The 26013-nt window shown below is 54.4% G+C and carries 21 protein-coding genes; 11 read left to right on the top strand and 10 right to left on the bottom strand.

Translation table 11 applies throughout. The features are described 5' to 3' along the window. Positions 1 to 43 precede the first annotated feature (43 nt). Positions 44 to 1006, top strand: a complete 963-nt coding sequence (gene uspE / locus WG891_RS06395) for a universal stress protein UspE (protein WP_337261964.1) — start codon at positions 44 to 46, stop codon at positions 1004 to 1006. Between the two features lie 252 nt (positions 1007 to 1258). Here the strand turns inward: uspE and fabV are convergent, their stop codons facing one another. The 3 genes from fabV to pntA all read right to left on the bottom strand — a co-directional run bounded on the left by fabV (position 1259) and on the right by pntA (position 5591). Next, entirely contained in the window at positions 1259 to 2452 is a 1194-nt protein-coding gene (gene fabV, locus WG891_RS06390; RefSeq protein ID WP_337261963.1) for an enoyl-ACP reductase FabV, read from the bottom strand. Between the two features lie 210 nt (positions 2453 to 2662). After that, positions 2663 to 4051: a Re/Si-specific NAD(P)(+) transhydrogenase subunit beta gene (pntB, locus tag WG891_RS06385; RefSeq protein ID WP_337261962.1), complete on the bottom strand. Its 1389-nt coding sequence runs from the start codon at positions 4049 to 4051 to the stop codon at positions 2663 to 2665. Positions 4052 to 4061: 10 nt separating this feature from the next. Further along, positions 4062 to 5591 carry a Re/Si-specific NAD(P)(+) transhydrogenase subunit alpha gene (pntA, locus tag WG891_RS06380; RefSeq protein ID WP_337261961.1) on the bottom strand — a complete coding sequence of 510 codons (1530 nt, stop codon included), beginning with the start codon at positions 5589 to 5591 and terminating at the stop codon, positions 4062 to 4064. A gap of 526 nt (positions 5592 to 6117) precedes the next feature. Here pntA and ydgH point away from each other — a divergent pair. Together ydgH and WG891_RS06370 are read left to right on the top strand one after the other, a co-directional pair. Beyond that, positions 6118 to 7068, top strand: coding sequence for a DUF1471 family protein YdgH (gene ydgH, locus WG891_RS06375; RefSeq protein WP_337261960.1), 951 nt, complete (start codon positions 6118 to 6120; stop codon positions 7066 to 7068). Positions 7069 to 7311: 243 nt separating this feature from the next. After that, a complete protein-coding gene (locus WG891_RS06370) occupies positions 7312 to 8703 on the top strand; it encodes an amino acid permease (protein ID WP_337261959.1) in 1392 nt (463 codons plus the stop codon). Between the two features lie 29 nt (positions 8704 to 8732). Here WG891_RS06370 and WG891_RS06365 read toward each other — a convergent pair whose 3' ends face one another. Beyond that, the gene (locus WG891_RS06365; RefSeq protein ID WP_337261958.1) at positions 8733 to 9137 is read right to left on the bottom strand and encodes a hypothetical protein; all 405 of its coding nucleotides are present in this window, start codon (positions 9135 to 9137) and stop codon (positions 8733 to 8735) included. A 135-nt stretch (positions 9138 to 9272) separates the two neighbouring features. Here WG891_RS06365 and folM point away from each other — a divergent pair, with 135 nt between their 5' ends. The 6 genes from folM to WG891_RS06335 all read left to right on the top strand — a co-directional run bounded on the left by folM (position 9273) and on the right by WG891_RS06335 (position 15312). Continuing rightward, positions 9273 to 9995 (top strand): dihydromonapterin reductase, encoded by a 723-nt coding sequence (folM, locus tag WG891_RS06360; protein ID WP_337261957.1) that lies wholly within the window; start codon positions 9273 to 9275, stop codon positions 9993 to 9995. 70 nt (positions 9996 to 10065) lie between these two features. Continuing rightward, positions 10066 to 10791: a two-component system response regulator RstA gene (rstA, locus tag WG891_RS06355; protein ID WP_337261956.1), complete on the top strand. Its 726-nt coding sequence runs from the start codon at positions 10066 to 10068 to the stop codon at positions 10789 to 10791. Further along, entirely contained in the window at positions 10788 to 12092 is a 1305-nt protein-coding gene (gene rstB, locus WG891_RS06350; RefSeq protein ID WP_337261955.1) for a two-component system sensor histidine kinase RstB, read from the top strand. The genes rstA and rstB overlap by 4 nt, the downstream gene beginning before the upstream one ends. A 71-nt stretch (positions 12093 to 12163) precedes the next feature. Continuing rightward, the gene (locus tag WG891_RS06345; protein ID WP_337261954.1) at positions 12164 to 13660 is read left to right on the top strand and encodes a carboxypeptidase M32; all 1497 of its coding nucleotides are present in this window, start codon (positions 12164 to 12166) and stop codon (positions 13658 to 13660) included. A 274-nt stretch (positions 13661 to 13934) separates the two neighbouring features. Next, positions 13935 to 14198, top strand: a complete 264-nt coding sequence (asr, locus tag WG891_RS06340) for an acid resistance repetitive basic protein Asr (protein WP_337261953.1) — start codon at positions 13935 to 13937, stop codon at positions 14196 to 14198. 292 nt (positions 14199 to 14490) lie between these two features. Next, entirely contained in the window at positions 14491 to 15312 is an 822-nt protein-coding gene (locus tag WG891_RS06335) for a trypsin-like serine peptidase (protein ID WP_337261952.1), read from the top strand. A gap of 57 nt (positions 15313 to 15369) precedes the next feature. On the opposite strand, the gene hrpA is transcribed toward WG891_RS06335, so the two are convergent. After that, positions 15370 to 19257, bottom strand: coding sequence for an ATP-dependent RNA helicase HrpA (gene hrpA / locus WG891_RS06330; RefSeq protein WP_337261951.1), 3888 nt, complete (start codon positions 19255 to 19257; stop codon positions 15370 to 15372). Positions 19258 to 19639: 382 nt separating this feature from the next. Here hrpA and azoR point away from each other — a divergent pair, with 382 nt between their 5' ends. Continuing rightward, positions 19640 to 20245 carry an FMN-dependent NADH-azoreductase gene (azoR, locus tag WG891_RS06325; protein WP_337261950.1) on the top strand — a complete coding sequence of 202 codons (606 nt, stop codon included), beginning with the start codon at positions 19640 to 19642 and terminating at the stop codon, positions 20243 to 20245. Positions 20246 to 20450: 205 nt separating this feature from the next. Here the strand turns inward: azoR and WG891_RS06320 are convergent, their stop codons facing one another. From WG891_RS06320 to WG891_RS06310, 3 genes are read right to left on the bottom strand one after another with little or no spacing between them, the layout of a single operon-like run. Further along, entirely contained in the window at positions 20451 to 20774 is a 324-nt protein-coding gene (locus tag WG891_RS06320) for a YdbL family protein (RefSeq protein WP_337261949.1), read from the bottom strand. Positions 20775 to 20782: 8 nt separating this feature from the next. Further along, a complete protein-coding gene (locus WG891_RS06315) occupies positions 20783 to 20980 on the bottom strand; it encodes a YnbE family lipoprotein (RefSeq protein WP_337261948.1) in 198 nt (65 codons plus the stop codon). Then, positions 20977 to 23589, bottom strand: a complete 2613-nt coding sequence (locus tag WG891_RS06310) for a YdbH family protein (protein WP_337261947.1) — start codon at positions 23587 to 23589, stop codon at positions 20977 to 20979. The genes WG891_RS06315 and WG891_RS06310 overlap by 4 nt, the downstream gene beginning before the upstream one ends. 287 nt (positions 23590 to 23876) lie before the next feature. Here WG891_RS06310 and WG891_RS06305 point away from each other — a divergent pair, with 287 nt between their 5' ends. Beyond that, a complete protein-coding gene (locus WG891_RS06305) occupies positions 23877 to 24863 on the top strand; it encodes a 2-hydroxyacid dehydrogenase (protein WP_156292327.1) in 987 nt (328 codons plus the stop codon). A gap of 40 nt (positions 24864 to 24903) precedes the next feature. On the opposite strand, the gene WG891_RS06300 is transcribed toward WG891_RS06305, so the two are convergent. Further along, positions 24904 to 25158 (bottom strand): putative hemolysin, encoded by a 255-nt coding sequence (locus WG891_RS06300; RefSeq protein ID WP_337261946.1) that lies wholly within the window; start codon positions 25156 to 25158, stop codon positions 24904 to 24906. A 451-nt stretch (positions 25159 to 25609) separates the two neighbouring features. Continuing rightward, the gene (locus WG891_RS06295; RefSeq protein ID WP_337261945.1) at positions 25610 to 25942 is read right to left on the bottom strand and encodes an SMR family transporter; all 333 of its coding nucleotides are present in this window, start codon (positions 25940 to 25942) and stop codon (positions 25610 to 25612) included. Positions 25943 to 26013 lie beyond the last annotated feature (71 nt).

The following is a 26013-nucleotide window of genomic DNA, read 5'->3' as shown; positions in this document are numbered from 1 at the left end:
TGTAATTGGACAGGCTGTTGTTCTACAGCTGTAAGGAGGCCCTATGGCGAAGTATCAGAATCTTCTGGTGGCTATTGACCCCAATCAGGACGATCAACCGGCGCTTCGCCGGGCGGTGTACCTGGTAAAACGGAACGGCGGGCGCATCAAAGCCTTCCTTCCTATCTATGACTTCTCTTACGAAATGACCACCCTGCTTTCACCGGATGAACGCACCGCCATGCGGCAGGGGGTGATCAGCCAACGCGCAGCGTGGATTAAAGAGCAATGCCGTTTTTACCTTGAAGACGGCGTCCCGATTGAAATTAAAGTGGTCTGGCACAATCGCCCTTACGAGGCCATTATTCAGGAAGTGCTGAGCGGCAATCACGATTTGCTGCTAAAAATGGCTCACCAGCACGATCGGCTGGAATCACTGATTTTTACCCCCACCGATTGGCATCTGCTACGAAAATGCCCTTGCCCGGTCTGGATGGTGAAAGACCAGCCTTGGCCAGAAGGCGGCAAAGCCTTGGTCGCCGTCAACCTCTCCAGTGAAGAACCCTATCACGATCCGCTGAACGTCCGCTTGGTGCAGCAAGCTCTCGAACTGGCGCAAAACGTTAACCAGACTGAAGTCCACCTGGTGGGAGCCTATCCGGTTACCCCCATCAATATCGCCATCGAACTGCCGGATTTCGACCCGAGCGTGTATAACGATGCGATCCGCGGGCAGCATCTGATCGCCATGAAAGCACTAAGGCAGAAATTCCATATCAATGAAGAGTTTACCCACGTCGAAAAAGGCCTGCCGGAAGAAGTGATCCCGGATTTAGCCGAGCATCTGCAAGCCGGGGTGGTGGTCTTGGGTACGCTCGGCCGAACCGGGATTTCTGCCGCGTTTATCGGCAATACCGCAGAACACGTGATCGACCAACTGAAGTGCGATCTGTTAGTGCTGAAGCCTGATGACTTCAACTGCCCGATCGAGGTGGATGAAGATGATGAACATGACGACGAAGATTGAAACCGCAGGGCGTTGAGAGAAAAACAGGGCCGAAAAACCAATGCTGGTCAGTTAAGCGTAAAGCGACATAATCATGCATCATTTGCTGAAGGTGTTGCCCCCTCTCCCTGTGGGAGAGGGCCGGGGTGAGGGGCAAGTCGTGCGGTGCTCGTCCCCTCACCCTAACCCTCTCCCCAAGGGAGAGGGAACTGGTTAGCCTTCACTGCTCAGCATTAGCCGAAAGGCCCTGTTTGCTGGCTATAGCGTGAAAACTTACAGTTCAACCACGTCGAAGCGCACGTCCGGGTTGACGTCAGCATCGTAATCCACTTCTTCCAAGCCAAAACCGAACAGGCGCAGGAACTCCTGCTTGTAACCGGTGTAATCGGTCAGTTCGCTCAGGTTCTCAGAGGTGATGGATGGCCACAGATCGCGGCACGCCTGCTGCACGTCGTCGCGCAGTTCCCAGTCGTCCATACGGATACGGGCATGATCGTCCAAAGCCAGGTCGTCACCGTACAGGCGGGTACGCATCAGGCGATAAACCTGTTCCATACAGCCTTCGTGAATGCCCTTCTCTTTCATGATCTTGAAAGCCATGGAGATATACAGCGGCATCACCGGAATTGCCGAAGACGCCTGAGTCACTACCGATTTCAGCACCGCCACATGGGCTGTACCGCCTTTGGCTGCCAGATCGCCACGAATGGCGGTGGCGGCACGATCCAAATCTTCTTTAGCGCGGCCCAGGGTGCCATGCCAGTAGATTGGCCAGGTCAGATCGGTACCGATATAGGAGTAAGCCACGGATTTGGCGCCTTCGGCCAGTGCCCCGGCCTCTTCCAGCGCCGACATCCACAGTTCCCAATCCTGCCCGCCCATAACGGTGATGGTGTTCTGGATCTCTTCTTCCGTCGCCGGTTCAACGGTGGCGGTGATGATCTGGTCTTTATTGGTGTCGATCGCCGTGGTGGTATACACCTCGCCGATCGGCTTCAACGCAGAGCGCACGACTTCACCGGTATCCGGCATTTTGCGCACTGGCGACGCCAGCGAGTAAACCACCAGGTCGATCTGGCCCAGATCGGCTTTGATCAGCTCAATCACCTTGGCACGGCATTCGTTGGAGAAGGCATCACCGTTGATGCTCTTGGCATACAGCCCTTCTTCTTTGGCGATCTTGTCAAACGCGGCTGAGTTGTACCAACCCGCCGTCGCAGGTTTGCTTTCCGTGCCTGCTTTTTCAAAGAACACGCCGATGGTGGCGGCACCGCTGCCGAACGCGGTAGCAATACGGGAGGCCAGACCATAACCGGTGGAAGCCCCGATCACCAATACACGCTTAGGGCCATTGGCAATGGTGCCCTGCTTTTTGGTGTAGGCAATCTGACGACGAACATTGGCTTCGCAACCCACCGGATGAGTGGTGGTGCAGATAAAGCCGCGAACCTTAGGTTTGATAATCATAATGGGTCTAGGATCCGTTAAATGGATGAAATCGGCACATAAGATACCTCATTGCGCCCCTGTTTGGTGATCTGATGTGTTGAATTGCATAAACCTTGAACTGATTTATTCAATTAAGCACAAATATCATGGCCAATGCTGAAAATTTATCACTATTACGGCGAAAAAAAACACGAGCCGGAACTCGTGTTTTTACCTTGCGGTTCCCGATTACAGCGCGCGCAGGATCGCTTCCACGCTGGCGTTGGCATCGCCAAACAGCATCTGGGTGTTCTCTTTGAAGAACAGCGGGTTCTGCACACCGGCGTAACCGGTATTCATCGAGCGTTTGAACGCAATCACGTTTTGCGCTTTCCACACTTCCAGCACTGGCATACCGGCGATTGGGCTGCGTGGATCTTCCAACGCTGCCGGGTTCACCGTATCGTTAGCGCCGATCACCAGCACGGTGTCGGTATCAGGGAAATCTTCGTTGATTTCGTCCATCTCCAGCACCACGTCGTATGGCACTTTGGCTTCCGCCAGCAGCACGTTCATGTGGCCGGGTAAACGGCCCGCCACCGGGTGAATACCGAAACGCACCTTAATACCGCGAGCACGCAGCTTCTCGGTGATTTCCGCCACCGGATACTGCGCCTGCGCGACCGCCATGCCGTAACCCGGGGTGATGATCACTGACGTTGAGTTCTTCAACTGCTCAGCCACTTCTTCCGCCGTGGTTTCACGGTATTCGCCCATTTCTTCAGCATCACCGGTTGAAGAGCCGTCGGTACCAAAACCACCGGCGATCACGCTGATAAACGAACGGTTCATTGCTTTACACATGATGTAAGACAGGATCGCACCGGAAGAACCAACCAGCGCACCGGTCACGATCAGCAGATCGTTGCTCAGCATAAAACCTGCCGCCGCTGCGGCCCAACCCGAATAGGAGTTGAGCATTGACACCACTACCGGCATGTCGGCACCGCCGATCGACGCCACCAAGTGCCAACCGAAGCCGAGGGCGATAATCGTCATGATCAACAGCGCAAACACTTCCCAACCCACGCTGCTGGTACGCACAAACAGCACCATCAGCAGGAAAGAAACCACGATCGCCGCCAGATTCAGCTTGTGACGGTGTGGCAGCATCAGCGGCTTGGAAGAAATAATGCCGCGCAGCTTGCCGAACGCCACGATTGAACCGGTAAAGGTCACTGCACCAATGAAGATGCCGAGGAACACTTCGGTAAGATGGATATTTTCCATCACCGGATCCATTGGCGCGCCGTGATCCAGATAGCTATTGAAGCCCACCAGAACCGCCGCCAGCCCCACAAAGCTGTGCAGCACCGCCACCAGTTCTGGCATTTCGGTCATTTCGACCTTCTTCGCCAGATAGATACCGATCGAACCACCGATAATCATTGCGATAATGATCCAGCCCACGTTGCCGGAGTGCGGCCCGAGGATGGTGGCGATCAACGCAATCGCCATCCCGGCGACGCCAAACAGGTTCCCCTGCTTCGACGTTTCATGGCGCGAAAGACCGGCCAGGCTGAAAATAAACAGAATAGCGGCAACAATGTATGCAGCTGTAACTAATCCACCAGACATTTGCTACCCCTTAGTTTTTGCGGAACATTTTCAGCATGCGCTGAGTAACGGTGAATCCACCAAAAATGTTGATGCTGGCAATCAGCACGGCGATAAAGGAGAGGAAACTCACCCAACCGCCATGGCCAATCTGCAATAACGCACCGACCACAATAATCCCTGAGATCGCGTTAGTCACCGACATCAACGGGGTATGTAATGCATGGCTGACGTTCCAAACCACGTAGTAACCCACCACGCAGGCCAGCGCAAACACGGTAAAGTGTGACAGGAACTCTTTCGGTGCCGAGTTGGCAAACCAGCCAAACAGCACGATCGCCAGCGCGATCAGGCCGTATTTCACCCAAGGTGACGCTGGCTTTTTCTCTATTTTTTCTAGCGGAGCCGCCGCCTGAGCCTGCTTCGGCTGAGCGGAAACCTGGATTGGCGGTGCTGGCCAGGTCACTTCGCCTTCACGTACCACGGTCACACCGCGGATCACGGTGTCTTCGAAATCGATATCGATCTCGCCGTTCTTCTCTTTCGTCAACAGCTTCAGCAGGTTAACCAGGTTGGTACCGTAAAGCTGTGAAGATTGCGTCGGCAAACGGCTTGGCAGATCGGTATAACCGATGATTTTCACGCCGTTGTCGGTCATGGTGACCTGATCAGCCACGGTCAGCTCGCAGTTACCACCGGTTTGGGCTGCCAGATCGACAATCACGCTGCCCGGCTTCATGGAAGCGACCATCTCTTTGGTAATCAGCTTCGGTGCCGGTTTACCCGGGATCAGCGCGGTGGTGACAATGATGTCCACCTCTTCCGCCTGGGCGGCAAACAGCGCCATCTCGGCCTTGATAAAGGCTTCTGACATCACTTTGGCATAGCCGTCGCCGCTGCCCGCTTCTTCCTCAAAGTCCAGCTCGAGGAATTCTGCACCCATACTCTGCACTTGCTCTTTCACTTCCGGGCGGGTGTCGAAGGCGCGCACAATGGCCCCCATGCTGCCTGCGGCACCAATCGCCGCCAGGCCAGCCACGCCAGCACCGATAATCATCACTTTGGCCGGTGGCACCTTGCCCGCGGCGGTGATCTGGCCGGTGAAGAAACGCCCAAACTCGTGTGCGGCCTCAACGATGGCGCGATAGCCAGCGATGTTGGCCATCGAACTCAATGCATCCAGAGACTGCGCACGAGAAATACGCGGCACAGAATCCATCGCCATCGCGGTAACCTTGCGTGCCGCAAGTTTTGCCATCAGCTCCGGATTTTGCGCAGGCCAGATAAAGCTGACCAACGTGCTCCCTTCACGCATTAACGCGATTTCGTCCTCTTGTGGCGCGTTAACTTTCAGAATCAGATCCGACTGCCACACGTCCGTGGTATCGGTAATTGTCGCTCCTGCGGATTCATAAGCGACATCATCAAAGCTTGCCAATTTGCCCGCCCCGCTTTCGATCGCGACGGTAAAGCCCAGTTTCAGCAATTGCTCTACCGTTTTCGGCGTTGCTGCAACACGGGCTTCATTGGCCAACCGTTCTCTTGGTACACCAATACGCATAATGTTCCCTTCTCACCTGTCTTTGATGATGTTTATTTTCTTTCTACCCATAGCAATAGCACCGGTCAAACAAGGTTTTTTCTAGACTTGTTTACACACAAATTAAGGCGCCATCTATAACCTACTGAAAATATGATCGATGATCCATAATTGCTTACGCTTAGCGGTCAGTTTTTACATAAAAATTCACTTAAGGATATGACGAATCGCAATTTTGCGCGAAAAAGATGCGGCAATAGCTCTTTTCATCACAGTATTGTACAAGCCTTGCTCTCAGCCATTTCCTGCCAGCGGCGGCCTTAAAGCATAAAAGTTATAAAATTGTGAATAATTAACATTAATGAGATGAAGTGCTTTATTATTGAAACTTATATCGAATTGGCAATATAACCGGTAACAGGCTCTGACACGGATTTGTCTCAGAGCATCACATAAAATGCGGAGACATTTGCCGAGATGCCATGTCATAATCTGCGGCTGAATGACACTTATATAAACGTTAATGCGCTAGGCGAAAGGATTTTTTATGAAGCTGAAGACCACGATCATCGCATCAGCCTTGTTATCACTCACCGCGCTATCTGTGCATGCCGCGCAAGAGTTAACACCGGAAAGAGCAGCGGCTATCAAACCGTTTGATCGCATCACCATTACCGGCCGCTTTAATGCCATCTATGAAGCTGCCGATGCCGTATCACGCCGCGCAGATAAACTGGGCGCCGATGCCTTCTATATTCAAGACCTTAACAGCGGCAACAACGGCGGCAACTGGCGAGTCACCGCAGATCTTTACCATAAAGATGCGCCAGAGGTGAGCAAAGAGAAAAACTACCGTGTCTTTGATGGTGTGAACGAACTGCCAAAAGATGAAGCGTACCTGGTTGAGCCTTACGACACCGTCACCGTTAGCGGTTTCTTCCGCAGCCAGCCAGACATCAACGATGCTATCGCCAAAGAAGCGAAGAAAAAGGGTGCCGCTTCATTCTTTATCGTGCGCCAGGTTGACGCCAACCAGGGCGGCAACCAGTTTATTACCGCCTTCATTTATAAAGCCGATGCCCCTAAGCGTGTGGTTCAGAGCCCGGATGTGATCCCCGCCGATTCTGATGCTGGCCGTGCGGCGTTGGCCGCAGGTGGTGCAGAAGCCGCTAAAGTGGAGATTCCTGGGGTTGCTTCTTCAGGATCGCCGAGCCGTGAGATTGGCCGTTTCTTCGAAACGCAATCCTCTACCGGTGAGCGTTACACCGTCACACTGCCGAATGGTACCAAGATTCAGGAACTGAATAATGCCGCCGCCGCGCAAATGGTGCCGTTTGACTCTGTGACCTTCAACGGCCATTTCAGCAGCATGACTGAAGTTTCCAGCGAAGTGGCGAAACGTGCCGCAGAGAAAGGCGCCAAGTACTATCACGTGACGCGTCAATGGCAGAACAACAGCGGCGGCAACCTGACCGTCAGCGCCGATCTGTTCAAATAATTCTCAGCTTACGGTTCACCCGCGGGCAGCAATTAAGCTGCCCTCTTTTTTGCGGCCAAATCACCGCATTGAGTGAATAAGTTTTTATCCAACCCGCATAGTCAATCATTGCATCCGCCAATTTCTCTCCGTAAAATCTGCGCCAGTTTTTAGGGCTATCGCCTGTTTATGCAGTGATTATCATTACGTTATTGCAACCTAACGGCGCTCATACAGTTGTTTATTCCGCATCAGGATCTGTCATTGGAAAAGAAACTAGGTCTTACCGCGTTAACCGCTTTGGTGCTCAGTTCTATGCTGGGCGCTGGCGTCTTCAGTCTGCCGCAAAATATGGCCGCGGTGGCCAGCCCCGCCGCTTTGCTGCTTGGTTGGGCCATCACCGGCGTCGGCATACTGTTCCTGGCGTTTGCCATGCTGTTACTGACTCGCCTGCGCCCCGACCTTGACGGCGGAATTTTTACCTATGCCAAAGAGGGCTTCGGCGAGTTGGTCGGTTTTTGCTCCGCCTGGGGCTACTGGCTCTGTGCGGTGATCGCCAACGTTTCTTATCTGGTGATCGTGTTCGCCGCGCTGAGCATTTTTACCGATCGTAGCGGCACGGTGATTCTGGGCGACGGTAATACCTGGCAGGCGTTGATTGCCGAATCCGTGCTGCTGTGGATCGTACATGCGCTAGTGTTGCGCGGTGTGCAAACCGCCGCCAGCATCAATCTTGCTGCTACGCTGGCCAAGCTGATCCCACTCGGTTTATTTGCCGTGCTCGCCGCTATGGCATTCCGTATGGAGGTCTTCACGCTCGACTTCCACGGTATTGCACTCGGCACGCCGGTTTGGCAGCAGGTTAAAGACACCATGCTGATCACGCTCTGGGTGTTTATCGGTGTAGAAGGTGCAGTGGTGGTTTCTGCCCGCGCACGCGACAAGAAGGACGTTGGCCGTGCCACCCTGCTAGCGGTGCTTTCTGCGCTAGCGGTTTATCTGTTAGTTACCCTGCTCTCACTCGGTGTCGTGCCGCGCAGCGAACTGGCCGAAATGCGCAATCCGTCCATGGCAGTATTGATGGTGGATCTGATCGGCCCGTGGGGCAATGTGATCATTGCGACTGGCCTGATCGTTTCGGTTTGTGGCGCTTACCTGAGTTGGACCATCATGGCAGCAGAAGTGCCGCTGCTGGCCGCACAGCACGGCGCATTCCCTAAGCTGTTCCGTCAGCAGAACCAAAATCACGCCCCTTCAGCCTCGCTGTGGCTGACCAACGGCGCGGTGCAAATTGCCTTGGTTATCATCTGGCTGACCGGTAGCAACTATAACTCGCTGCTGACCATAGCTTCTGAAATGATTCTGGTGCCCTACTTCCTGGTGGGTGCCTTCCTGTTTCAAGTGGCCCGCAAGCGCCAGGACAAGCGGTTAATTTTTGCCGCTACCGGCGCCTGCCTGTATGGGATCTGGCTGCTATACGCCTCAGGCCCCATGCATCTGCTGATGTCAGTGCTGCTGTATGCGCCTGGGTTGCTGGTATTTATCTATGCACGTCGCGGGCATGAAGATGTAAAATTGCTGAGCACGCTGGAAAAAGGCAGTATTTTTCTGTTGCTGGCGGCAACGGTGCCAGCCGGCTGGTTTATGTTGCAGTAAATTAAGCGAAACCGGGTGGCTTCACCCGGTCAGTTTCCGGCAAGAGGCTGCGCGGTGATGGTAATGCGTTCCCCTACCTGAGTGACTAGCACCTGATTGGCGCACTTTTTTTCGATCGCCGCCAACTGTTCAGCATCCAGCGCATAAGGCAATTGAATATCAAACACCGCCAGTTGCTGCTGCCGGGCCAGATCGATCAAACGGATAATATTGATTTCATCGCTAAGCTGGGTGGAGACCACCTGTAAGGCCAGGGCTTTTAATTGTTCTTTGCGCGTTTGCGCTTCTGCCGCCTCTGACTTCAAGACCATGCCAAAAATCGGCATCACACCGTAAATGGCATCAATAAAGCGCCATTGTTTCTTGCAGGATGCGGACAGAAAATCCATATAATCGAGACAGACTCTCTCACCGTGCGCGTGATTATTCCTCATCCCCCTTTCCTCTCTGCTGATAGCCAGTGGGTAATACACCTGAAATGGATAATCGAAGGGAAGCTTTAACGGCTTTCTACCGTATAATGACATGATTCCCTCATGGTTTGCCAGCTTGCCCAGGAGCTTTACTTGATGGTACCTCACAATGCAGCCCCGGTGCTGATTACCGGCGGAGCGCGCCGGATTGGCCTCGCACTGGCCAAGTCATTTTTGCAGCGCAATATTCCGGTGATTATCGCCTATCGCAGCGACTATCCGGCATTGGCCGAATTAAAAGCACTGGGGGCAATTTGCCTGCAGAGTGACTTTTCGACACATGCGGGTATCTATCGGTTTGCCGAGCAGGTCACTGAGATCGCACCGAAACTGCGGGCGGTGATCCACAATGCCAGCGCCTGGTTGGCAGAATCCGCCGCCATGCCGCCAGAGCAGGTGATGGCCACCATGCTGCAGATCCATGTTTATACGCCGTACCTGTTAAATCAACTGCTGGAATCCTGCCTGCGAGGCCAAGGGCTAGCGGGGGCCGATATTATCCATCTTACTGATTACGTGGTGGAAAAAGGCAGTGACAAACACATCGCCTATGCCGCCAGTAAAGCCGCACTGGATAATATGACCCGCTCTTTTGCGCGCAAGCTGGCACCGGAAGTGAAAGTGAACGCCATCGCTCCGGCGCTGATTATGTTCAATCACGACGATGATGAAGCCTATCGCCGCCAGGCACTGGAAAAATCGCTGATGAAAATCGCCCCAGGCGAGGAAGAGGTGGTCAATCTGGTGGACTATCTGATGAGTAGCCGTTACGTTACCGGGCGCACCCATGGTGTCGATGGCGGGCGACCGCTACGTTGAATCATGGACATAGCGTAACGCCGAAGGGCGCGCTATGCTGAATGCCGTTTTTCTTATAAAACCACTCAAAATGACTAAAATTGTTTTTGTAGAAGACGACCCGGAAGTGGGCAAACTGATTGCCGCCTATCTGGGCAAGCACGATATTGACGTTATCATTGAGCCGCGTGGCGACACGGCGCAGGCCTGCATCGAGCGGGAGCAGCCAGATCTGGTGCTGCTGGATATTATGCTGCCCGGCAAAGATGGCATGACGCTGTGCCGCGATCTGCGCCCGGTTTATCCCGGCCCGATTGTCTTGCTCACCTCTCTCGACAGCGATATGAACCACATTCTGTCACTGGAGATGGGTGCCCATGACTATATTCTGAAGACCACGCCTCCTGCGGTTCTGCTGGCTCGCCTACGCTTACACCTGCGCCAACACGGTAACCAGCCGAAAGAAGAACCCACCCAGACGATCACCCAGCACAATGCGCTGCACTTCGACCTGTTGTGTATCGACCCGGTCAACCGCCAGGTGACCCTGGGGGAAGAGACGATCACCCTTTCCACTTCGGACTTCGATCTGCTGTGGGAATTGGCTACCCATGCCGGGCAGATCATGGATCGCGAAGCCCTATTGCAAAACCTGCGTGGCGTCAGCTATGACGGTATGGATCGCAGCATCGACGTAGCCATCTCACGCCTGCGCCGCAAACTGTATGACAATGCGCTGGAACCATTCCGCATCAAAACTGTGCGTAACAAGGGTTATCTGTTCGCCCCCAACGCCTGGGCATCGGTGCAGCAATGAGAAAACTTTTTGTTCAGTTCTTTTTGCTGCTGTTTGTCTGTTTTCTAGTAATGGCGATGCTGGTAGGCCTGGTTTACAAATTCACCGCCGAGCGCGCTGGCCGCCAGTCGATGGACGATCTGATGAAAAGCTCGCTGTACCTGATGCGCAGCGAACTGCGGGAAACCCCGCTCAAAGATTGGAACAAAACCATCGCCACGCTGGATTTAAACCTGTCATTCCAGCTGCATATAGAGCCACTGGGTAAGCAGAACCTGAGTGATGAGCTCACCAAACGGCTGCGGCTGGGGGAAATCATCGCCCTGGACGATCGCTATACCTTTATGCAACGCATTCCACGCAGCCACTATGTGTTGGTGGTTGGCCCGATCCCTTATCTGTTCTATCTGCACCAGATGCGGATCCTGGATTTGGCTTTGCTGATCTTTATCGGGATGTCGCTGGCTTTGCCGGTGTTCCTGTGGATGCGCCCGCACTGGCAAGACTTGCTGAAGTTGGAAAACGCCGCCCAGCGTCTGGGGGCGGGCCATCTTGACGAGCGCACTTACTTTGAACCCACCTCCAGCCTCAGCCGGCTCGGCGTCGCATTCAACCAGATGGCGGATAACATCAACACGCTGATTGCCAGCAAGAAGCAACTGATCGATGGTATCGCTCATGAACTGCGCACCCCGCTGGTTCGCCTGCGTTACCGCTTGGCGATGAGCGATAATCTCTCCGAAAGCGAACAGCAGGCGCTGAATCGTGATATCGGCCAGTTGGAATCACTGATTGACGAGTTGCTGACCTACGCGCGGCTGGATCGCCCGCAGGTGGCGCTGAATATCGAACCGATCGATTTACCTGGCTGGCTGAAAGATAAAGTGGCCGACATGCAGTTGATCCATCCTGAGCGGCAGATTGAGCTGAATATCCCGCACGTGGGTGATTTTGGCGGTGTCGATTTGCGGCTGATGGAACGGGTGCTGGACAACCTGGTCAACAATGCGCTGCGCTACTCGGAACAGAACCTGCGCGTCGGCCTGTGGTTTGATGGCGACGATGCCTGTCTGCAGGTGGAAGATGATGGCCCAGGTATCCCGCCAGACGAACGAGAGCGAGTTTTTGAACCCTTTGTGCGCCTCGATCCGAGCCGCGATCGCGCCACCGGCGGCTGCGGGCTGGGGCTGGCGATTGTTCATTCCATTGCGGTGGCCTATCAGGGCCATGTCTTTGTTGAAGCCAGTTCATTGGGCGGTGCCAGCTTCCGTTTCTGCTGGCCGGTCAAACAGCCCTTTGATTTAAAAACAGAATCGGTCTGAGGTTAACCGATTCGAGATCCCCATGCATTCGCCGCAGTGCGAAAAGCGGGACAGACATATGGAGTTAAATCATGACATCTGCACCTTCCTCATCGGCTTACGAAGATCTACGCACGTTATTCACCCGCCTTTCGCGGTTCGATCACCTTTCTGCCATCGGCGGTTGGGATATGCAAACCATGATGCCACCAGGTGGCAGCAAAGCTCGCTCCGCTGCGCTGGCCGAATTGAGCGTGTTGAAACACCAAATCCTGACGGCAGCGAAAACCGGCACCCTGCTGGAACAGGCGCAGCAAGAGTCCCTGAGCGATATTGATCGCGCCAACCTGCAGGAAATGCGGCGGCAGTACGATAACGCCGTGCTGGTGCCAGAATCGCTGGTTGAGGCCAAGTCGCTGGCAGGTGCTCGTTGTGAACATGCCTGGCGGGCACAGCGCCCGGCCAACGATTGGCTGGGTTTTAGCGATAACCTGCGTGAAGTGGTCAAGTTGACCCGCGAAGAAGCGCAAATTCGTGCACAAGCCGCCGGTGTCAGCCGTTACGATGCTCTGCTCAACCTGTATGAACCTGGTATGAGCAGCCGCGATCTGGATCGCATTTTTGGCGATCTAAAAACCTGGCTGCCGGATTTACTGCAAAAAGTGGTCGCCAAACAGGCAAATGAACCTTGTCTGATCCCACAGGGGCCGTTTGATCTTGAAAAACAGCGTCAACTCGGCCTGAGCGTGATGAAGCTGCTAGGTTTCAACTTCGACGGCGGCCGCGTTGACGTGAGCGTGCATCCATTCTGCGGCGGTGTGCCGGAAGATGTACGCATCACCACCCGTTACAACCAAAATGAGTTTCTTACCGCATTGCTCGGCATCGTGCACGAAACCGGCCATGCCCGTTATGAGCAAAACCTGCCGCGCGAGTGGCTCGGCCAGCCCGTTGCCCTAGCCCGTTCGACCGCCATTCATGAATCACAAAGCCTGCTGTTTGAAATGCAACTGGCACGCGGCGGCGATTTCCTGAAGATCCTGCGCCCGTTGGTCACCGCCCAGTTTGGTGAGCAAGCAGCCTTGGAAGAGAGCAATTTTATCCGCTTGAATCAACGCGTAAAACCCGGCCTAATCCGCGTTGACGCCGATGAAGTGAGCTATCCTGCCCATGTGATCCTGCGCTACGAAATCGAACAGGCATTGGTTGAAGGTGAGATTGAGGTAGAAGATATCCCCACGTTGTGGAACGAGAAAATGCACCACTATCTCGGGTTGGATACGGTAGGCAATTACCGCAATGGTTGTATGCAGGATATTCACTGGACCGATGGCGCTTTTGGTTACTTCCCCACCTACACTCTCGGTGCCATGTATGCCGCACAGCTATTCCAGCACGCGCGTAAAGCTCTGCCGAATCTGAGCGATGAGATTGCCGCGGGCGACTTAAGCCACCTGTTCCACTGGCTGCAGCAAAACATCTGGCAACACGGCAGCCGTTACCCGACCAATACGCTGATTGCCAACGCCACCGGTGAAACGCTGAATCCAGGTTATTTCCGCCAGCACCTGGAAAGCCGCTATCTGTAACCCCTTCCGGCACGGGTAATACCGTGCCTTTTCCGACTGTTAGACCGGCAGAAATACCAGAGAGCAGCCTCTTCCCGATAGCGTGGAAGCCGCAGAAGGTTGGGGTAATTATCCCTTATTGTATGTTGTAACTAAAATAGAAAATCAGTGGCCTGTACATTAGGTTACAAGCCGAAACCAATCACTCACGGAAAGTATTCCGCCCATTGCATAAGATTATTTCAACGGCCCCGCAGTGGGGTTGAAACATAAACAGTAATTTGAGGGATCCACGATGAAAAAAGTATTAGCTCTGATTGTTGCCGCTGCAATGGGTCTGTCTTCTGTCGCTTTCGCCGCGGATACTATGGCTCCAGCGGCTGGCGCAACCACCACTCAGGCGGCGCCGGCTAAAGCCACTCACGCGAAAAAACACCACGCGAAGAAAGCCACTGAGCAAAAAGCTCAGGCAGCCAAGAAACACCACAAAAAGGCACCTGTCCAGAAAGCCCAGGCGGCTAAAAAGCACCACAAAAAAGTAGCAACTCCAGCGGCTTGATAGCAAGGTGGCGTGAGGCACCCCTCACCTGTTCTGGCAAGATTTGCTCAACACCCGGTTCGCCGGGTGTTTTTCCATCGGGGGGTTGTCACTATGCTGCGTCGCTACTTGTTTGAGATCATCCTGGGCACCCTGATCGTTTGCGGATTCATCGCCGTCTTCTTTTATCTTTAATTTCCCATCACTTTTTGTCAGGAAATCAACGACTGACCATCCACGTGATAGCTAAATCAGTCTATAGTTAGCATTCATCATATTTATGGGAAATTTGTACTTGTCAGGCAATAAACCTATGCGCATACCCGTTTTGCTGTTGCTGTGTTCATTTCCACTGGCTTTACCCTGTTCCGCCCGCGCTGACAGCCCTTCTGAGGCATCTGGGGCAGAACAAACCCGCCTGTTCTTCGGCAAAGATGAACGCATCAAAGTAGCAGAAACCAGCGGTTGGCCATGGCAGGCGATTGGTCAAGTTGAAACCGCCAGCGGTAACCTGTGCACCGCCACGCTGATCTCGCCGCATTTGGCGCTCACTGCAGGCCACTGCGTACTGGCACCACCAGGGCATCTGGATAAAGCGGTAACCCTGCGGTTTATTTCCAACAGCAACGGTTGGCAATACCAGACGGATAATATTGAAACGCTGGTTGATCAGAAGCTGGGTAAAAAGCTCAAACCCGATGGTGATGGCTGGATCGTGCCTCCTGCGGCAGCCGCTTACGATTTTGCGCTGATTCGGCTGAAAGATCAGAGCGCTTTACCGATTAAACCGCTGCCACTGTGGCAAGGCGACAGCAAAGCATTAACTCAGGCCTTGAAGAAGACGAAGCGCCTGATTACTCAGGCGGGTTATCCGGAAGACCATTTAGATAATCTCTATGGTCACCAAGGCTGCAAAGTGACCGGCTGGGCACAAAAAGGCGTGTTGTCACACCAATGTGACACCTTACCAGGCGACAGCGGTTCCCCACTGTTACTGAAAACCGACGATGGCTGGCGATTGATTGCCATCCAGAGTTCGGCACCGGCAGCAGCAGATCGCTACCGGGCCGACAATCGGGCACTTTCCGTTACCGGCATTCGTGAAGCACTGAATACGTTGGCGGCAGGGGAATAGCCACTCCGCGCACCCTGGGCTTGCCTAGACCGCAACCGCTCGGCGGCGGTCTCTTCGCTACGCCGAAAGCTGCTCGATAGTTTGCAGAATACGCTTCTCCGAAATGGGATAAGGCGTGCCCAACTGCTGCGCAAACAGGCTAACGCGCAACTCTTCAATCATCCAACGCACGGCTTTCACTTCTTCATCCTGCTGGCGCTTCGGCGGCAGTTTGTTCAGCCACTGCTGCCAAGCCTGTTGTACCTGCTCCACCCGCCACATTTGCGCACGATCCCGCTGCGGATCGACGGCCAGTTTCTCCAAACGGCGTTCGATGGCCTGTAGATAGCGCAGGGTATCCGCGAGACGGTGAAAGCCGTTATTAGTGACAAACCCGCGGTAAATCAGGCCACCAAGCTGGGCTTTAATATCTGCAAGCGCCAACGCCAGCGAGATATCCACCCGGCCCTTCAGGCGTTTATTGATGTTAAACACCGTGGTCAGGATCTGTTCTACCTGCTTGGCCACGTCCACCACCGTGTCGTTCAACTCCGCACGCACCAACTCCTGCAGCCGGGCAAAGTTTTCTTCCTGCCACACCGGCCCACCGTGTTCGGCAATCAGCTTATCGATACCACATGAGATACAGTCATCGATCAGCTCCAACACTTTGCCATACGGGTTGAAATACAGCCCCAGCTTGGCCTTATTCGGCAGTTTTTCATGCAGATACTTGATGGGCGACGGAATATTCAGCAGCAGCAGACGGCGCGTTCCCTGCCACATGGCTTGCTGCTGTTCCTGCTCACTGTCGAACAGGCGGATCGCCACGCTGTCTTTCTCATCCACCAGTGCCGGATAAGCTTTGACGGAGTAACCGCCGCGCTTCTGCTCATAAAACTCGGGCAATTTGCCAAAGCTCCAGATATGCAGGTTGCTCTGCTCAATACCGTCGTCCGCCACCGCCGACAGCGTTTCCTGCACCTGCTCTTTCAGTTGCAGTTTCAGCGCCATCAGGTCTTTACCTTCACGCAGCGCTTTGTGTTTCTCGCCCACCACGCGGAAAGTCATTTTAAGATGATCGGGCACCTGATCCCATTGCCAATCATCACGTGACACCGTCACGCCGGTCATACGCCGTAACTCGCGTTCCAGTGAATCCAGCAGCGGCATTTGCAACGGCGTAGCACGCCCCAGGAATGCCTCGGCGTAGTTAGGTGCCGGCACGAAATTGCGCCGCACCGGCTTCGGCAACGATTTGATCAGTGCAATGATCAGTTCGCGGCGAATACCGGGGATCTGCCACTCAAAACCGGCCGCCTCCACCTGATTGAGGATCGGCAACGGAATATGCACCGTCACCCCATCCGCATCGGTACCCGGCTCAAACTGGTAAGTCAGGCGCAGCTTAAGGTCGCCCTGATACCAGGTGTTCGGATAATCCAGCGCGCTGACCTTATTGGCACCATCCTTGATCAACATCGCTTTTTCGAAGTTGAGCAGATCTGGTGTTTGCTTGGCTGCGGTTTTCCACCAGTGATCGAAATGGCGCCCGGAGACCACGTCGCTAGGAATACGCTGGTCATAGAAACTGAACAGCGTTTCATCATCCACCAGAATGTCGCGGCGGCGTGATTTATGCTCCAACTCTTCCACTTCGGCACGCAACTTCAGGTTGGCAGCAAAGAAGGCGTGACGCGTCTGCCAATCCCCCTCCACCAGCGCATGGCGGATAAACAACTCACGGCACAACAGCGGATCAATGGTGCTGTAATTCACCGCGCGCGCCGCGACGATCGGCAAACCGAACAGCGTAACTTTTTCGCTGGCCATCACCGCCCCTTGGGATTTCGACCAGTGCGGTTCGCTGTAATGGTGTTTCACCAAGTGCTGCGCCAGCGGTTCGATCCATTCCGGTTCAATCCGCGCGGCAATGCGCCCCCACAGGCGACTGGTTTCCACCAGTTCGGCCACGATTGCCCACTTCGGCGGTTTCTTGAATAAGCCCGAACCGGGGAAAATGGCGAAACGGGCGTTGCGCGCACCGGTAAACTCTTGCTTGTCGGCATCTTTCTGCCCGACGTGCGACAGTAAGCCCGTCAGCAGTGCGGTATGTATGCTGCGGAAGTCCGAAGGTACGCTGTTGACCGGCAGGCCCAGTTCCTTAACCACCTGGCGCAGTTGGGTGTAGATATCCTGCCATTCGCGCACGCGCAGATAGTTAAGGAAATCATTGCGGCACAGGCGGCGGAACTGGCTAGAGGAGTGCTCTTTCTGCTGCTCCTTCAGGTAATCCCACAGATTGACGAACGCCATGAAATCGGAGTCTTTATCGGCGAAACGGCGGTGTTTTTCATCTGACGCCTGCTGTTTATCCATCGGCCGCTCGCGCGGATCCTGGATCGACAGCGCAGAGGTAATGATCATCACCTCACGCACGCTGCCGCTCTTCTGGGCTTCCAATATCATGCGCGCCAGGCGCGGGTCGATCGGCAACTGTGCCAGTTGGCGGCCCTGTGGCGTAAGCTGGTAATGGCCGTTAACGGCGGTTTTGATCGCCCCCAACTCCTCCAGCAGCCGCACGCCATCCTGAATATTGCGCTTATCCGGCGCTTCGACAAACGGGAAAGCCGCAATATCCCCTAGCCCCAGCGAAGTCATCTGCAAAATAACCGAAGCCAGGTTGGTACGCAGAATTTCCGGATCGGTAAACTCCGGGCGCGACAGGAAATCCTGCTCTGAATACAGGCGAATACAGATCCCGTCAGAAACGCGCCCGCAGCGGCCTTTACGCTGGTTGGCCGAAGCCTGTGAAACCGGTTCGATCGGCAGGCGCTGCACTTTGGTGCGGAAGCTGTAGCGGCTGATACGCGCGGTTCCCGGATCGATCACATATTTGATGCCCGGCACGGTCAGCGAGGTTTCCGCCACGTTGGTGGCCAGCACAATGCGGCGACCATGGTGAGACTGGAATACCCGGTTCTGTTCGCTGTTCGACAGGCGTGCATACAGCGGCAGCACTTCGGTGTGCGGCAGGTTCAGCTTGTTCAAGGCATCGGCGGTATCGCGGATTTCGCGCTCGCCGCTCATAAAGATCAGAATATCGCCCGGCCCTTCGCGGCCCAGTTCATCAACCGCATCAAAAATTGCCTGCAGCTGATCGCGTTCGGTGTCGTCGGCGTCATCCACCACCGGCCGGTAACGCACCTCTACCGGGTAGGTGCGGCCTGAAACTTCAATAATCGGCGCATGATTGAAATGGCGCGAAAAACGCTGCGGATCGATGGTGGCCGAGGTGATGATCACCTTCAGATCCGGGCGCTTAGGCAACAGTTCGCGCAGATAGCCCAGAATGAAGTCGATGTTCAGGCTGCGCTCGTGCGCTTCATCGATGATCAGGGTGTCGTACTGCATCAAGAGCCGATCCTGCTGGATCTCGGCCAGCAGGATGCCATCGGTCATCAGCTTGACCAGGGTGTTTTCACCGACCTGATCGTTAAAGCGCACCTTATAGCCCACGCTGCCACCCAACGGGGTTTCCAGCTCGTCGGCAATGCGGTTGGCAACGGTTCGTGCCGCCAAGCGGCGCGGCTGGGTGTGGCCGATCAGCCCTTTCACCCCGCGCCCAAGCTCCAGGCAGATTTTTGGCAACTGGGTGGTTTTACCCGAACCGGTTTCACCGGCCACGATCACCACCTGATGATCGCGAATGGCGTTAAGGATGTCCTGTTTCTTCTGGCTGACCGGCAGGCTTTCCGGGTAAGTGATTTTCGGGCAGGACGCGGCGCGCGACTGCACTTTCTGCAACGCCTGAGCGATATCACTGGCTATTTCATCAGCCACCGCCTGTTGAGCCTCTGGGTTTTTGACCTTTCGTGCGCCCTGCAACCGGCGTTGCAGGCGCTGTTGATCACGGAGCATCAAGTCAGCCAATGGGGCTGAAAGAGCCGCGAGCGGAGATTTCACGTTCAGTATTCCTTGTTTCTTCGCTGCGTCATCACGGTATAGCAACGATTTTAAATAGGGTGAATTATTATTCGCATATACCCAATGGATTTCACGTTGCAGCTAGGCGGCAAGTTAGTGAGTCCCCTGGGCTTACTCAAGTCAGTGACTGGGGCGAGGGAACGAAGCCAACAACGCTGCAACGCGAAAGACGAAGGGTATAGGATATCACACCGGAGTTTTTCTCAGTAATCCATCCGCTTAGCCAGGTTTGCGTCGTTCAATAAAATCGAACAAAGATCTCGAAATATTCCACTATCACTGTTGAATGAAGATGCATAGAGTGTACTCCATGCAAAGGACAACGCGTCCTGATGTCACTGTCATAACCAAGGAACTACCGATGAGCAAAGTATTGGTTCTTAAATCAAGCATTCTGGCAAGCTACTCCCAGTCCAACCAATTGGCCGATTTCTTTGTTGAACAGTGGGCTGCGGCTCACAGCAACGACACCATCACCGTGCGCGATCTGGCCGCACAACCAATCCCGGTGCTGGATGGTGAACTGGTGGGGGCACTGCGTCCTTCAGATGCCCCACTGACGCCGCGTCAGAAAGAAGCGCTGGCCCTGTCTGATGAGCTGATTGCCGAACTGCAGGCCAATGACACCATCGTAATCGCCGCACCAATGTACAACTTCAACATTCCAACCCAGTTGAAGAACTATTTTGACCTGATCGCCCGTGCCGGTGTGACCTTCCGCTATACCGAAAGCGGCCCAGAAGGCCTGGTAAAAGGTAAACGCGCCATCATCCTGACCAGCCGCGGCGGCATCCATAAAGGCACCGCAACCGATCTGGTTGAACCTTATCTGCGCCTGTTCCTGGGCTTTATCGGCATTACCAACGTCGAGTTCGTGTTTGCGGAAGGTATTGCTTATGGTCCAGATGTGGCGAGCAAGGCACAGGCAGATGCCAAAGCGGCACTGGCAGACGTGATCGCAGCGTAATCGCGTTACACAAGCCCTGCAAATCTCGTATAACCCACAATAATAAAATTACTGCATAGTTGCGCGCCTTTCGGCGTAATGCAGGTCAGTTAAGCAAAAAAACGCATAATTATGCAGCGGATGCTAAAGGTATAGCCCCCTCTCCCTGTGGGAGAGGGAACTGGTTAGCCTTACTGATCGGCATTACGCCTTTCGGCGCGCTTTTTTATTTCTTCAGCCACTGGCCGTTGATGCCGCGCACATATTCACCGGCTGACGCACGGGCGACCAGTTTCTGCCCCGCCAGACGCGCTACTTCGTCGATCGCAATGTGGTTGCTGTCCGCCACTTCCTGGTATTTTTCGGTCCGCCCGGCATTAATGCGCTGCACCAGAGCCTGAGTTTCGGCATCCCGTTTGACGGGGGCGATATATCCACTCAGGGTTTCCCCCACCCGCCCCTGCTGCTTGGCCTCATCCAGCGTCAGCGCCTGAACCATTCCACTGAACAGCCAGCCAGCGCCGATCAACCACAGATAACGTTTTTTCATCTTGGCTCCTAGAATAAACCACTCTGGTTTTTCAGCAGACTTTCAACGTCCTTATCCACTTTGATACGGATCTCGTGTTCAATCTTGACGTTCATATTGATGGTGATCGGATCTTTTGGCGTTGCCACTTCAATGCGCGGCACACAACCGCTCAGTAAGCAAACGCCCAGCACGGCTACCAACAACGCCCCGGTCGTGTTATTCATGGTTGTTCCCCAGGTTGTGAGAGGGCCTGCTCCAGCCACTCCTGTAAATTGTCGCCGAAACGCAAGCTGCGCCACAGATGAAACACGTTTTCCTGATGGCTATAGTTAAGGATAATCCCACGTTTGGCATTTTTCTGCGGATTGACGCCATTAATTTGCGCCTTCAGCGTCAGTTCCCCCAAGTTGTCGAGATCGACCCGCGCCTTGGAGCGGCTGATTTCAATATAACGCAGCCAATCAATGGCAACACCGGCTGCCAGGTTATTACTGCCCAGCGCATCGGCCATGTCTTTGTCCAGCCGCAGCGTCAGCAGGCCATCGTTAGCGATCCAGCCGTCGCGCACCAGCCATTTAGGATGATTGAGATACAGCGGTAATTCACCGTTCACCCGCCCGGACATGGCGAACTGCTTCGGATTCAGGGCGGTGAACAAGGCGCTAAGATCGATCTTATCCAGCTTTAATACCGCCGCATCATGCTGGGGCAGCCGCAAGGCCGACAGGCTGATATGCCCATCGAGGAGATCCACGCCAACGTTGCTCAACGTCAGCGGCCGTGCTTCGCTGTACGGATAAGTGCCTTGCAAATCGGCGGTAATATTCTGCATTTCAAACAGATTACTGAGCAACTTGATACGCAACATCACCGGCCGTGTGGCTCCAAGCTGCCAATGGTGGTTCTGCAGCCGATAGGGCAAGACAAAATCCAGCCCGCTCATTTCACCGTCGTTCAGCCACATGCCACCGTTTCTCACCACCCAGTGACCACCGGCCTCAAAGCCCTGCTTGCGTGCGGCGGAAAACGCCGATTGTGCATAAAATTGCCCATCGCGCAGTTTGAAATTGAGATCGGGTGAAATCAGCGGCTGGAATACCGTCAGCGACTGTTTCGGCCACCAGCCTTCACCGCGCAAGCGCTCGCCGTCCCAACGGCCACGCAGCGCAATCGGCCCGATCTGCTGCGCCTGTAGCTTACCTTGCCATTGGAAATCATCAGGTTCCTTGCCGGCGAGTTGCAAATCCAGCACCGAAGGCGGCAGATGCGCACCATTGCTGAAGTTGACCCGCTCGGCCACCAATTGCAGATTGCCGCCAAAGCGCGGCGAACTGGCACTACGCTGCCACACCACCGGTTGGCTGAGTGTTAACCGTGGGGCCATCACGGTCACCATGCCGTATTTAAGCTGATTGAACCCGGTCGACAGCTGGTTGAGCGTAATGGCAGTATCCTGCCAATTGCCGCTGCCCGCCACGTCCCACACCGCCTGTAGCGGAGGCAGCTTACCGTTTCCCCAGTAGCGCCACTGCCAGCGGCCATTATCCGGCCAGAATGTCTGCGCCTGGCCATCCAGGTGTAATCTGAATCGCCCCCAGTAGCGATCGCTGGCGTTCACGATCGCCTGTAAGCGCCCGGTGATGCCTGCAGCGGTGACTTTCACCCCGGCCAGCGGTAGGCGCGCCTCCTCCAGCCTCATCTCGGGCGTTGCCTGCCCCCAGGCGCGCAGCAGCGAACCGGGCTGCAGTGCCAATGTGGGGTTAAGAATAGTGCCGCTGATCACGCCAGGAATGGAGGCAGTGAACGAAAAATCGGCCAGATTGGCCTGACCGGTCAGTTGAAAACCAAGATCGCTGTTAGTCAGCCCAACCTTGCCTGGCCCCAGCGTCAGCACGGCGTTACCCTTGCCATTGTGCCCGGCAGTGATCACGTTCAAGCGTGCACTGATTTGGGTTTCATCCAGCCCTTTACTCCAGTCATGCAGCGCCATGCTCAAACCGCCGCTCAGCGGTTGCTCAATGTAAGGCCAGCGCCATTCACCTTGATCAATGCGGATCTGCTGCGGTGTCACCTCCCACGGCAACGTCGCCAAAGGCTGGGCATCGCCCTTTTCCGTTAAGGTCAGCACCCCTTGCTGCTGTTGCCAGCGCAAGTCCAATAGCAAAGGTTTTGCCAGATAGGCGGTTTGCATTTCCCCCTGCAGCGCCCCCTGGGCTGGCAGGCTGCTGAAATCCAGCGGCACCAGCACTTTTCCGCTCAGTTGGAGCGGCGGAGCACCATTAGGCGGCGTGATGCTTAAGCGATTGAGCGCCAATTGCTGGCGTTCGTCGAACACGGCTTCGGCGCTTAGGTTCAGCCCCTGATAATGCAGATGCAGATCATTGGCAGCAGACAACAATTGCAGCTTACCGGCATAAAATTGCCACGGCGCAATCGTGAAAAGGCCGATATTCAGCTCAAATGCCGGGAGCCGGCTTTGCAGCCGATCCAGAGTCAAAGGGGGTTGGCTGGTATCACTGGCAGGCAGTTTAGGCAAGCAGGCGGTATCCACCGTCAGGTGGTCGCCATTCAGCAACCAACGGCCATGCTGATAAGCCAGGCTCAGCGTGCCAGCGTCAGCGACGGCACACCCCTGCGCATTAAAGCGCACGCCGTCAATGTGCAAAGCCCCCTGCTGCCAGCGCAGCGGCCCCTGTAATATCAGTTGGCTCCCCGGCGGCAACCAAGGTGCGATGGCGCGTGGCAACCAGCGTGGCAACGTTTGCCACAACGTGATTAACAGGAGGGTGATGCCCGCCACTATCCCAATGGATATTTTTAATCTCTTTGTCATTACGCGCCGATGTTATTCCTGATAAACACTGATGAAACAAGGTCATTACCATCAAATCACCGGTAATGATGGCATGAATCCCCTGACAGGTGAAAGTGATACATTCCCATTGTTAATGTAGTGAGTGGGTTGTTCCGGCCATATTCTCTCGGCGTTGTAAAAACCACTAATGCCCTGATTTAAAGCAGTAAAATCGGGTTCGGTCCGCAGGTAAAAATAAGCTAACTCATTGTCAAATTTAGCAAAATAAGCTAAATTGAACAGATGATTACGCGGGAGAAACCACGATGAAAATGGCGATTTACAGTACCAAACAGTATGACCGCAAGTACCTTGAGCTGGTAAATCAGCAGTTTGGTTATGAGCTGGAGTTTTTTGATTTTCTTCTCAGCAAGAAAACCGCCAAAACCGCTCACGGTTGCAAGGCCGTGTGTATTTTTGTGAATGACGATGGTTGCCGCGACGTGTTGGAAGAACTGGCGGCGATAGGCGTAGAGATCCTCGCTCTGCGCTGTGCCGGGTTCAATAACGTTGATCTGGAGGCGGCCAAAGAGCTGGGGATCAAAGTGGTGCGCGTTCCAGCCTATTCGCCGGAAGCGGTTGCAGAACATGCGGTAGGGATGATGATGTGCCTCAACCGCCGTATTCACCGAGCCTACCAGCGCACCCGCGACGCCAATTTTTCATTGGAAGGGCTGATCGGCTTCAATATGCATAACCGCACGGCAGGCGTGATCGGTACCGGCAAGATCGGCGTCGCGACCATGCGCATTCTGAAAGGCTTCGGTATGAAATTGTTGGCCTACGATCCTTACCCCAGCGAGCAGGCGCTGGAGCTGGGAGCGGAGTATGTGGATCTGAAAACGCTGTATGGCCAATCTGACGTGATCACCCTGCACTGCCCACTTACGCCAGAAAACCATCACCTGTTGAATGCCGATGCTTTCGCCTCAATGAAAGACGGGGTGATGGTGATTAACACCAGCCGCGGCGGGTTGATTGACTCATCAGCGGCCATTGACGCGCTGAAACAGCAGAAAATCGGTGCGCTGGGCATGGACGTGTATGAGAATGAACGCGATCTGTTCTTTGAAGACAAATCTAACGACGTGATCCAGGATGACGTTTTCCGCCGCCTGTCTGCCTGCCATAACGTGCTGTTCACCGGTCACCAGGCCTTCCTCACCGAAGAGGCGCTGACCAGCATTTCGGAAACCACGCTGAGAAATATTGAACAGCTTGCAAACGGCGAAAGTTGCCCGAATCAACTTTAATCATTAGGCCGGGCCACTCCGTGGCCCGGCAACTCACTCATCAGCCCGCACAGGCTCCAAACCCCAACGCAGACTCTTCGCACTGCTTGCCGTTTGGCATCTGGCACATCCTCAACGTATCACCGTTCAGGTTATGCGCAATGGTGGTTACACCACCGACGCTGGCGCAGTTAGCGCTGGTGGGTATCGTGCCAATATTGGCGCTGGTACCTTTCTGTGGTGGTTCTTCGTTGTTACTGCTGCAAGCAGCCAAAACCAGTACCAGGCTGGCAAACAGCCATTTCGCTGTAGTCATTATTCTTACCTCTGAACCCGCTACGACTTTGCTGTGTATACCCTTCATACTTCAAATTGCATGTGCGTTGGCTTTGTTACTCGGCCCATCCATGGGCCTCGCCCCTTCGGGGCCGCTGCAAGCAGCGTTCAAATCTGCTTGCGCAGATTTGTCACTCACCCCAGTCACTGACTTGAGTAAGTTCCTGGGGATTATGAGCCTCAAAGAGGCTCACCCTGCGGGCCAGCGCAAGCGCTGTTCAAATCGGTAAAAGACCGATTTGTCAATGCGTCGCCGCCTTCCTGCAACTCGAATTATTTTGGGTATAAAATTGCCATTGCTATAAAAAAGCCTATCTTTTATGCAAGCCTATTTAATCTAGCCTGATAATTAAATAATGAAAATATCGCCGCGCGTTTATTTGGCTTTTTTTTGACCTGAGAGACCATCAGGCCAGCACCTGCGCTAATAATCAGTGCACCGAGGATTTTGAAAACAAATTAATCACCAGTACCCCGGCAATAATTAACCCCATGCCAAGCACGGCAGGCAAATCTAATTTCTGTTGGTAAATAAATACCGCCGCCACCGAAACCAACACAATGCCCATTCCCGACCAAATGGCATAGACAATCCCCAACGGCATGGTTTTCACCACCATTGACAGCCCCCAGAATGCAATGGCATAGCCCACAATCACCACTACCGAAGGCCACAGGCGGGTAAAGCCTTCAGAGGCTTTCAACATCGTTATGGCAATAACTTCAGCGATAATTGCCATGGTCAAATACATCAATCCAGTCATTCGTTTTTTCTTCTGTTCAGGTCGCGATTAGCCAGTATGAAACGCAGCGATTAAATTACGGTTAAACCGCA

The organism is Serratia sp. MMO-28 (assembly GCF_037199905.1).
GTDB lineage: Bacteria > Pseudomonadota > Gammaproteobacteria > Enterobacterales > Enterobacteriaceae > Chania > Chania oryzae.
The sequence above is the reverse complement of the archived record's forward strand: the minus strand, read 5'-3'. Positions and strand labels throughout refer to the sequence as shown.

Excerpts from the sequence above, each read along its gene's own strand:
- uspE (WP_337261964.1), top strand. The coding sequence starts at position 44 with ATGGCGAAGTATCAGAATCTTCTGGTGGCTATTGACCCCAATCAGGAC.
- fabV (WP_337261963.1), bottom strand. The coding sequence starts at position 2,452 with ATGATTATCAAACCTAAGGTTCGCGGCTTTATCTGCACCACCACTCAT.
- pntB (WP_337261962.1), bottom strand. The coding sequence starts at position 4,051 with ATGTCTGGTGGATTAGTTACAGCTGCATACATTGTTGCCGCTATTCTG.
- pntA (WP_337261961.1), bottom strand. The coding sequence starts at position 5,591 with ATGCGTATTGGTGTACCAAGAGAACGGTTGGCCAATGAAGCCCGTGTT.
- ydgH (WP_337261960.1), top strand. The coding sequence starts at position 6,118 with ATGAAGCTGAAGACCACGATCATCGCATCAGCCTTGTTATCACTCACC.
- WG891_RS06365 (WP_337261958.1), bottom strand. The coding sequence starts at position 9,137 with ATGAGGAATAATCACGCGCACGGTGAGAGAGTCTGTCTCGATTATATG.
- folM (WP_337261957.1), top strand. The coding sequence starts at position 9,273 with ATGGTACCTCACAATGCAGCCCCGGTGCTGATTACCGGCGGAGCGCGC.
- rstA (WP_337261956.1), top strand. The coding sequence starts at position 10,066 with ATGACTAAAATTGTTTTTGTAGAAGACGACCCGGAAGTGGGCAAACTG.
- rstB (WP_337261955.1), top strand. The coding sequence starts at position 10,788 with ATGAGAAAACTTTTTGTTCAGTTCTTTTTGCTGCTGTTTGTCTGTTTT.
- WG891_RS06345 (WP_337261954.1), top strand. The coding sequence starts at position 12,164 with ATGACATCTGCACCTTCCTCATCGGCTTACGAAGATCTACGCACGTTA.
- asr (WP_337261953.1), top strand. The coding sequence starts at position 13,935 with ATGAAAAAAGTATTAGCTCTGATTGTTGCCGCTGCAATGGGTCTGTCT.
- WG891_RS06335 (WP_337261952.1), top strand. The coding sequence starts at position 14,491 with ATGCGCATACCCGTTTTGCTGTTGCTGTGTTCATTTCCACTGGCTTTA.
- azoR (WP_337261950.1), top strand. The coding sequence starts at position 19,640 with ATGAGCAAAGTATTGGTTCTTAAATCAAGCATTCTGGCAAGCTACTCC.
- WG891_RS06320 (WP_337261949.1), bottom strand. The coding sequence starts at position 20,774 with ATGAAAAAACGTTATCTGTGGTTGATCGGCGCTGGCTGGCTGTTCAGT.
- WG891_RS06315 (WP_337261948.1), bottom strand. The coding sequence starts at position 20,980 with ATGAATAACACGACCGGGGCGTTGTTGGTAGCCGTGCTGGGCGTTTGC.
- WG891_RS06310 (WP_337261947.1), bottom strand. The coding sequence starts at position 23,589 with ATGACAAAGAGATTAAAAATATCCATTGGGATAGTGGCGGGCATCACC.
- WG891_RS06305 (WP_156292327.1), top strand. The coding sequence starts at position 23,877 with ATGAAAATGGCGATTTACAGTACCAAACAGTATGACCGCAAGTACCTT.
- WG891_RS06300 (WP_337261946.1), bottom strand. The coding sequence starts at position 25,158 with ATGACTACAGCGAAATGGCTGTTTGCCAGCCTGGTACTGGTTTTGGCT.
- WG891_RS06295 (WP_337261945.1), bottom strand. The coding sequence starts at position 25,942 with ATGACTGGATTGATGTATTTGACCATGGCAATTATCGCTGAAGTTATT.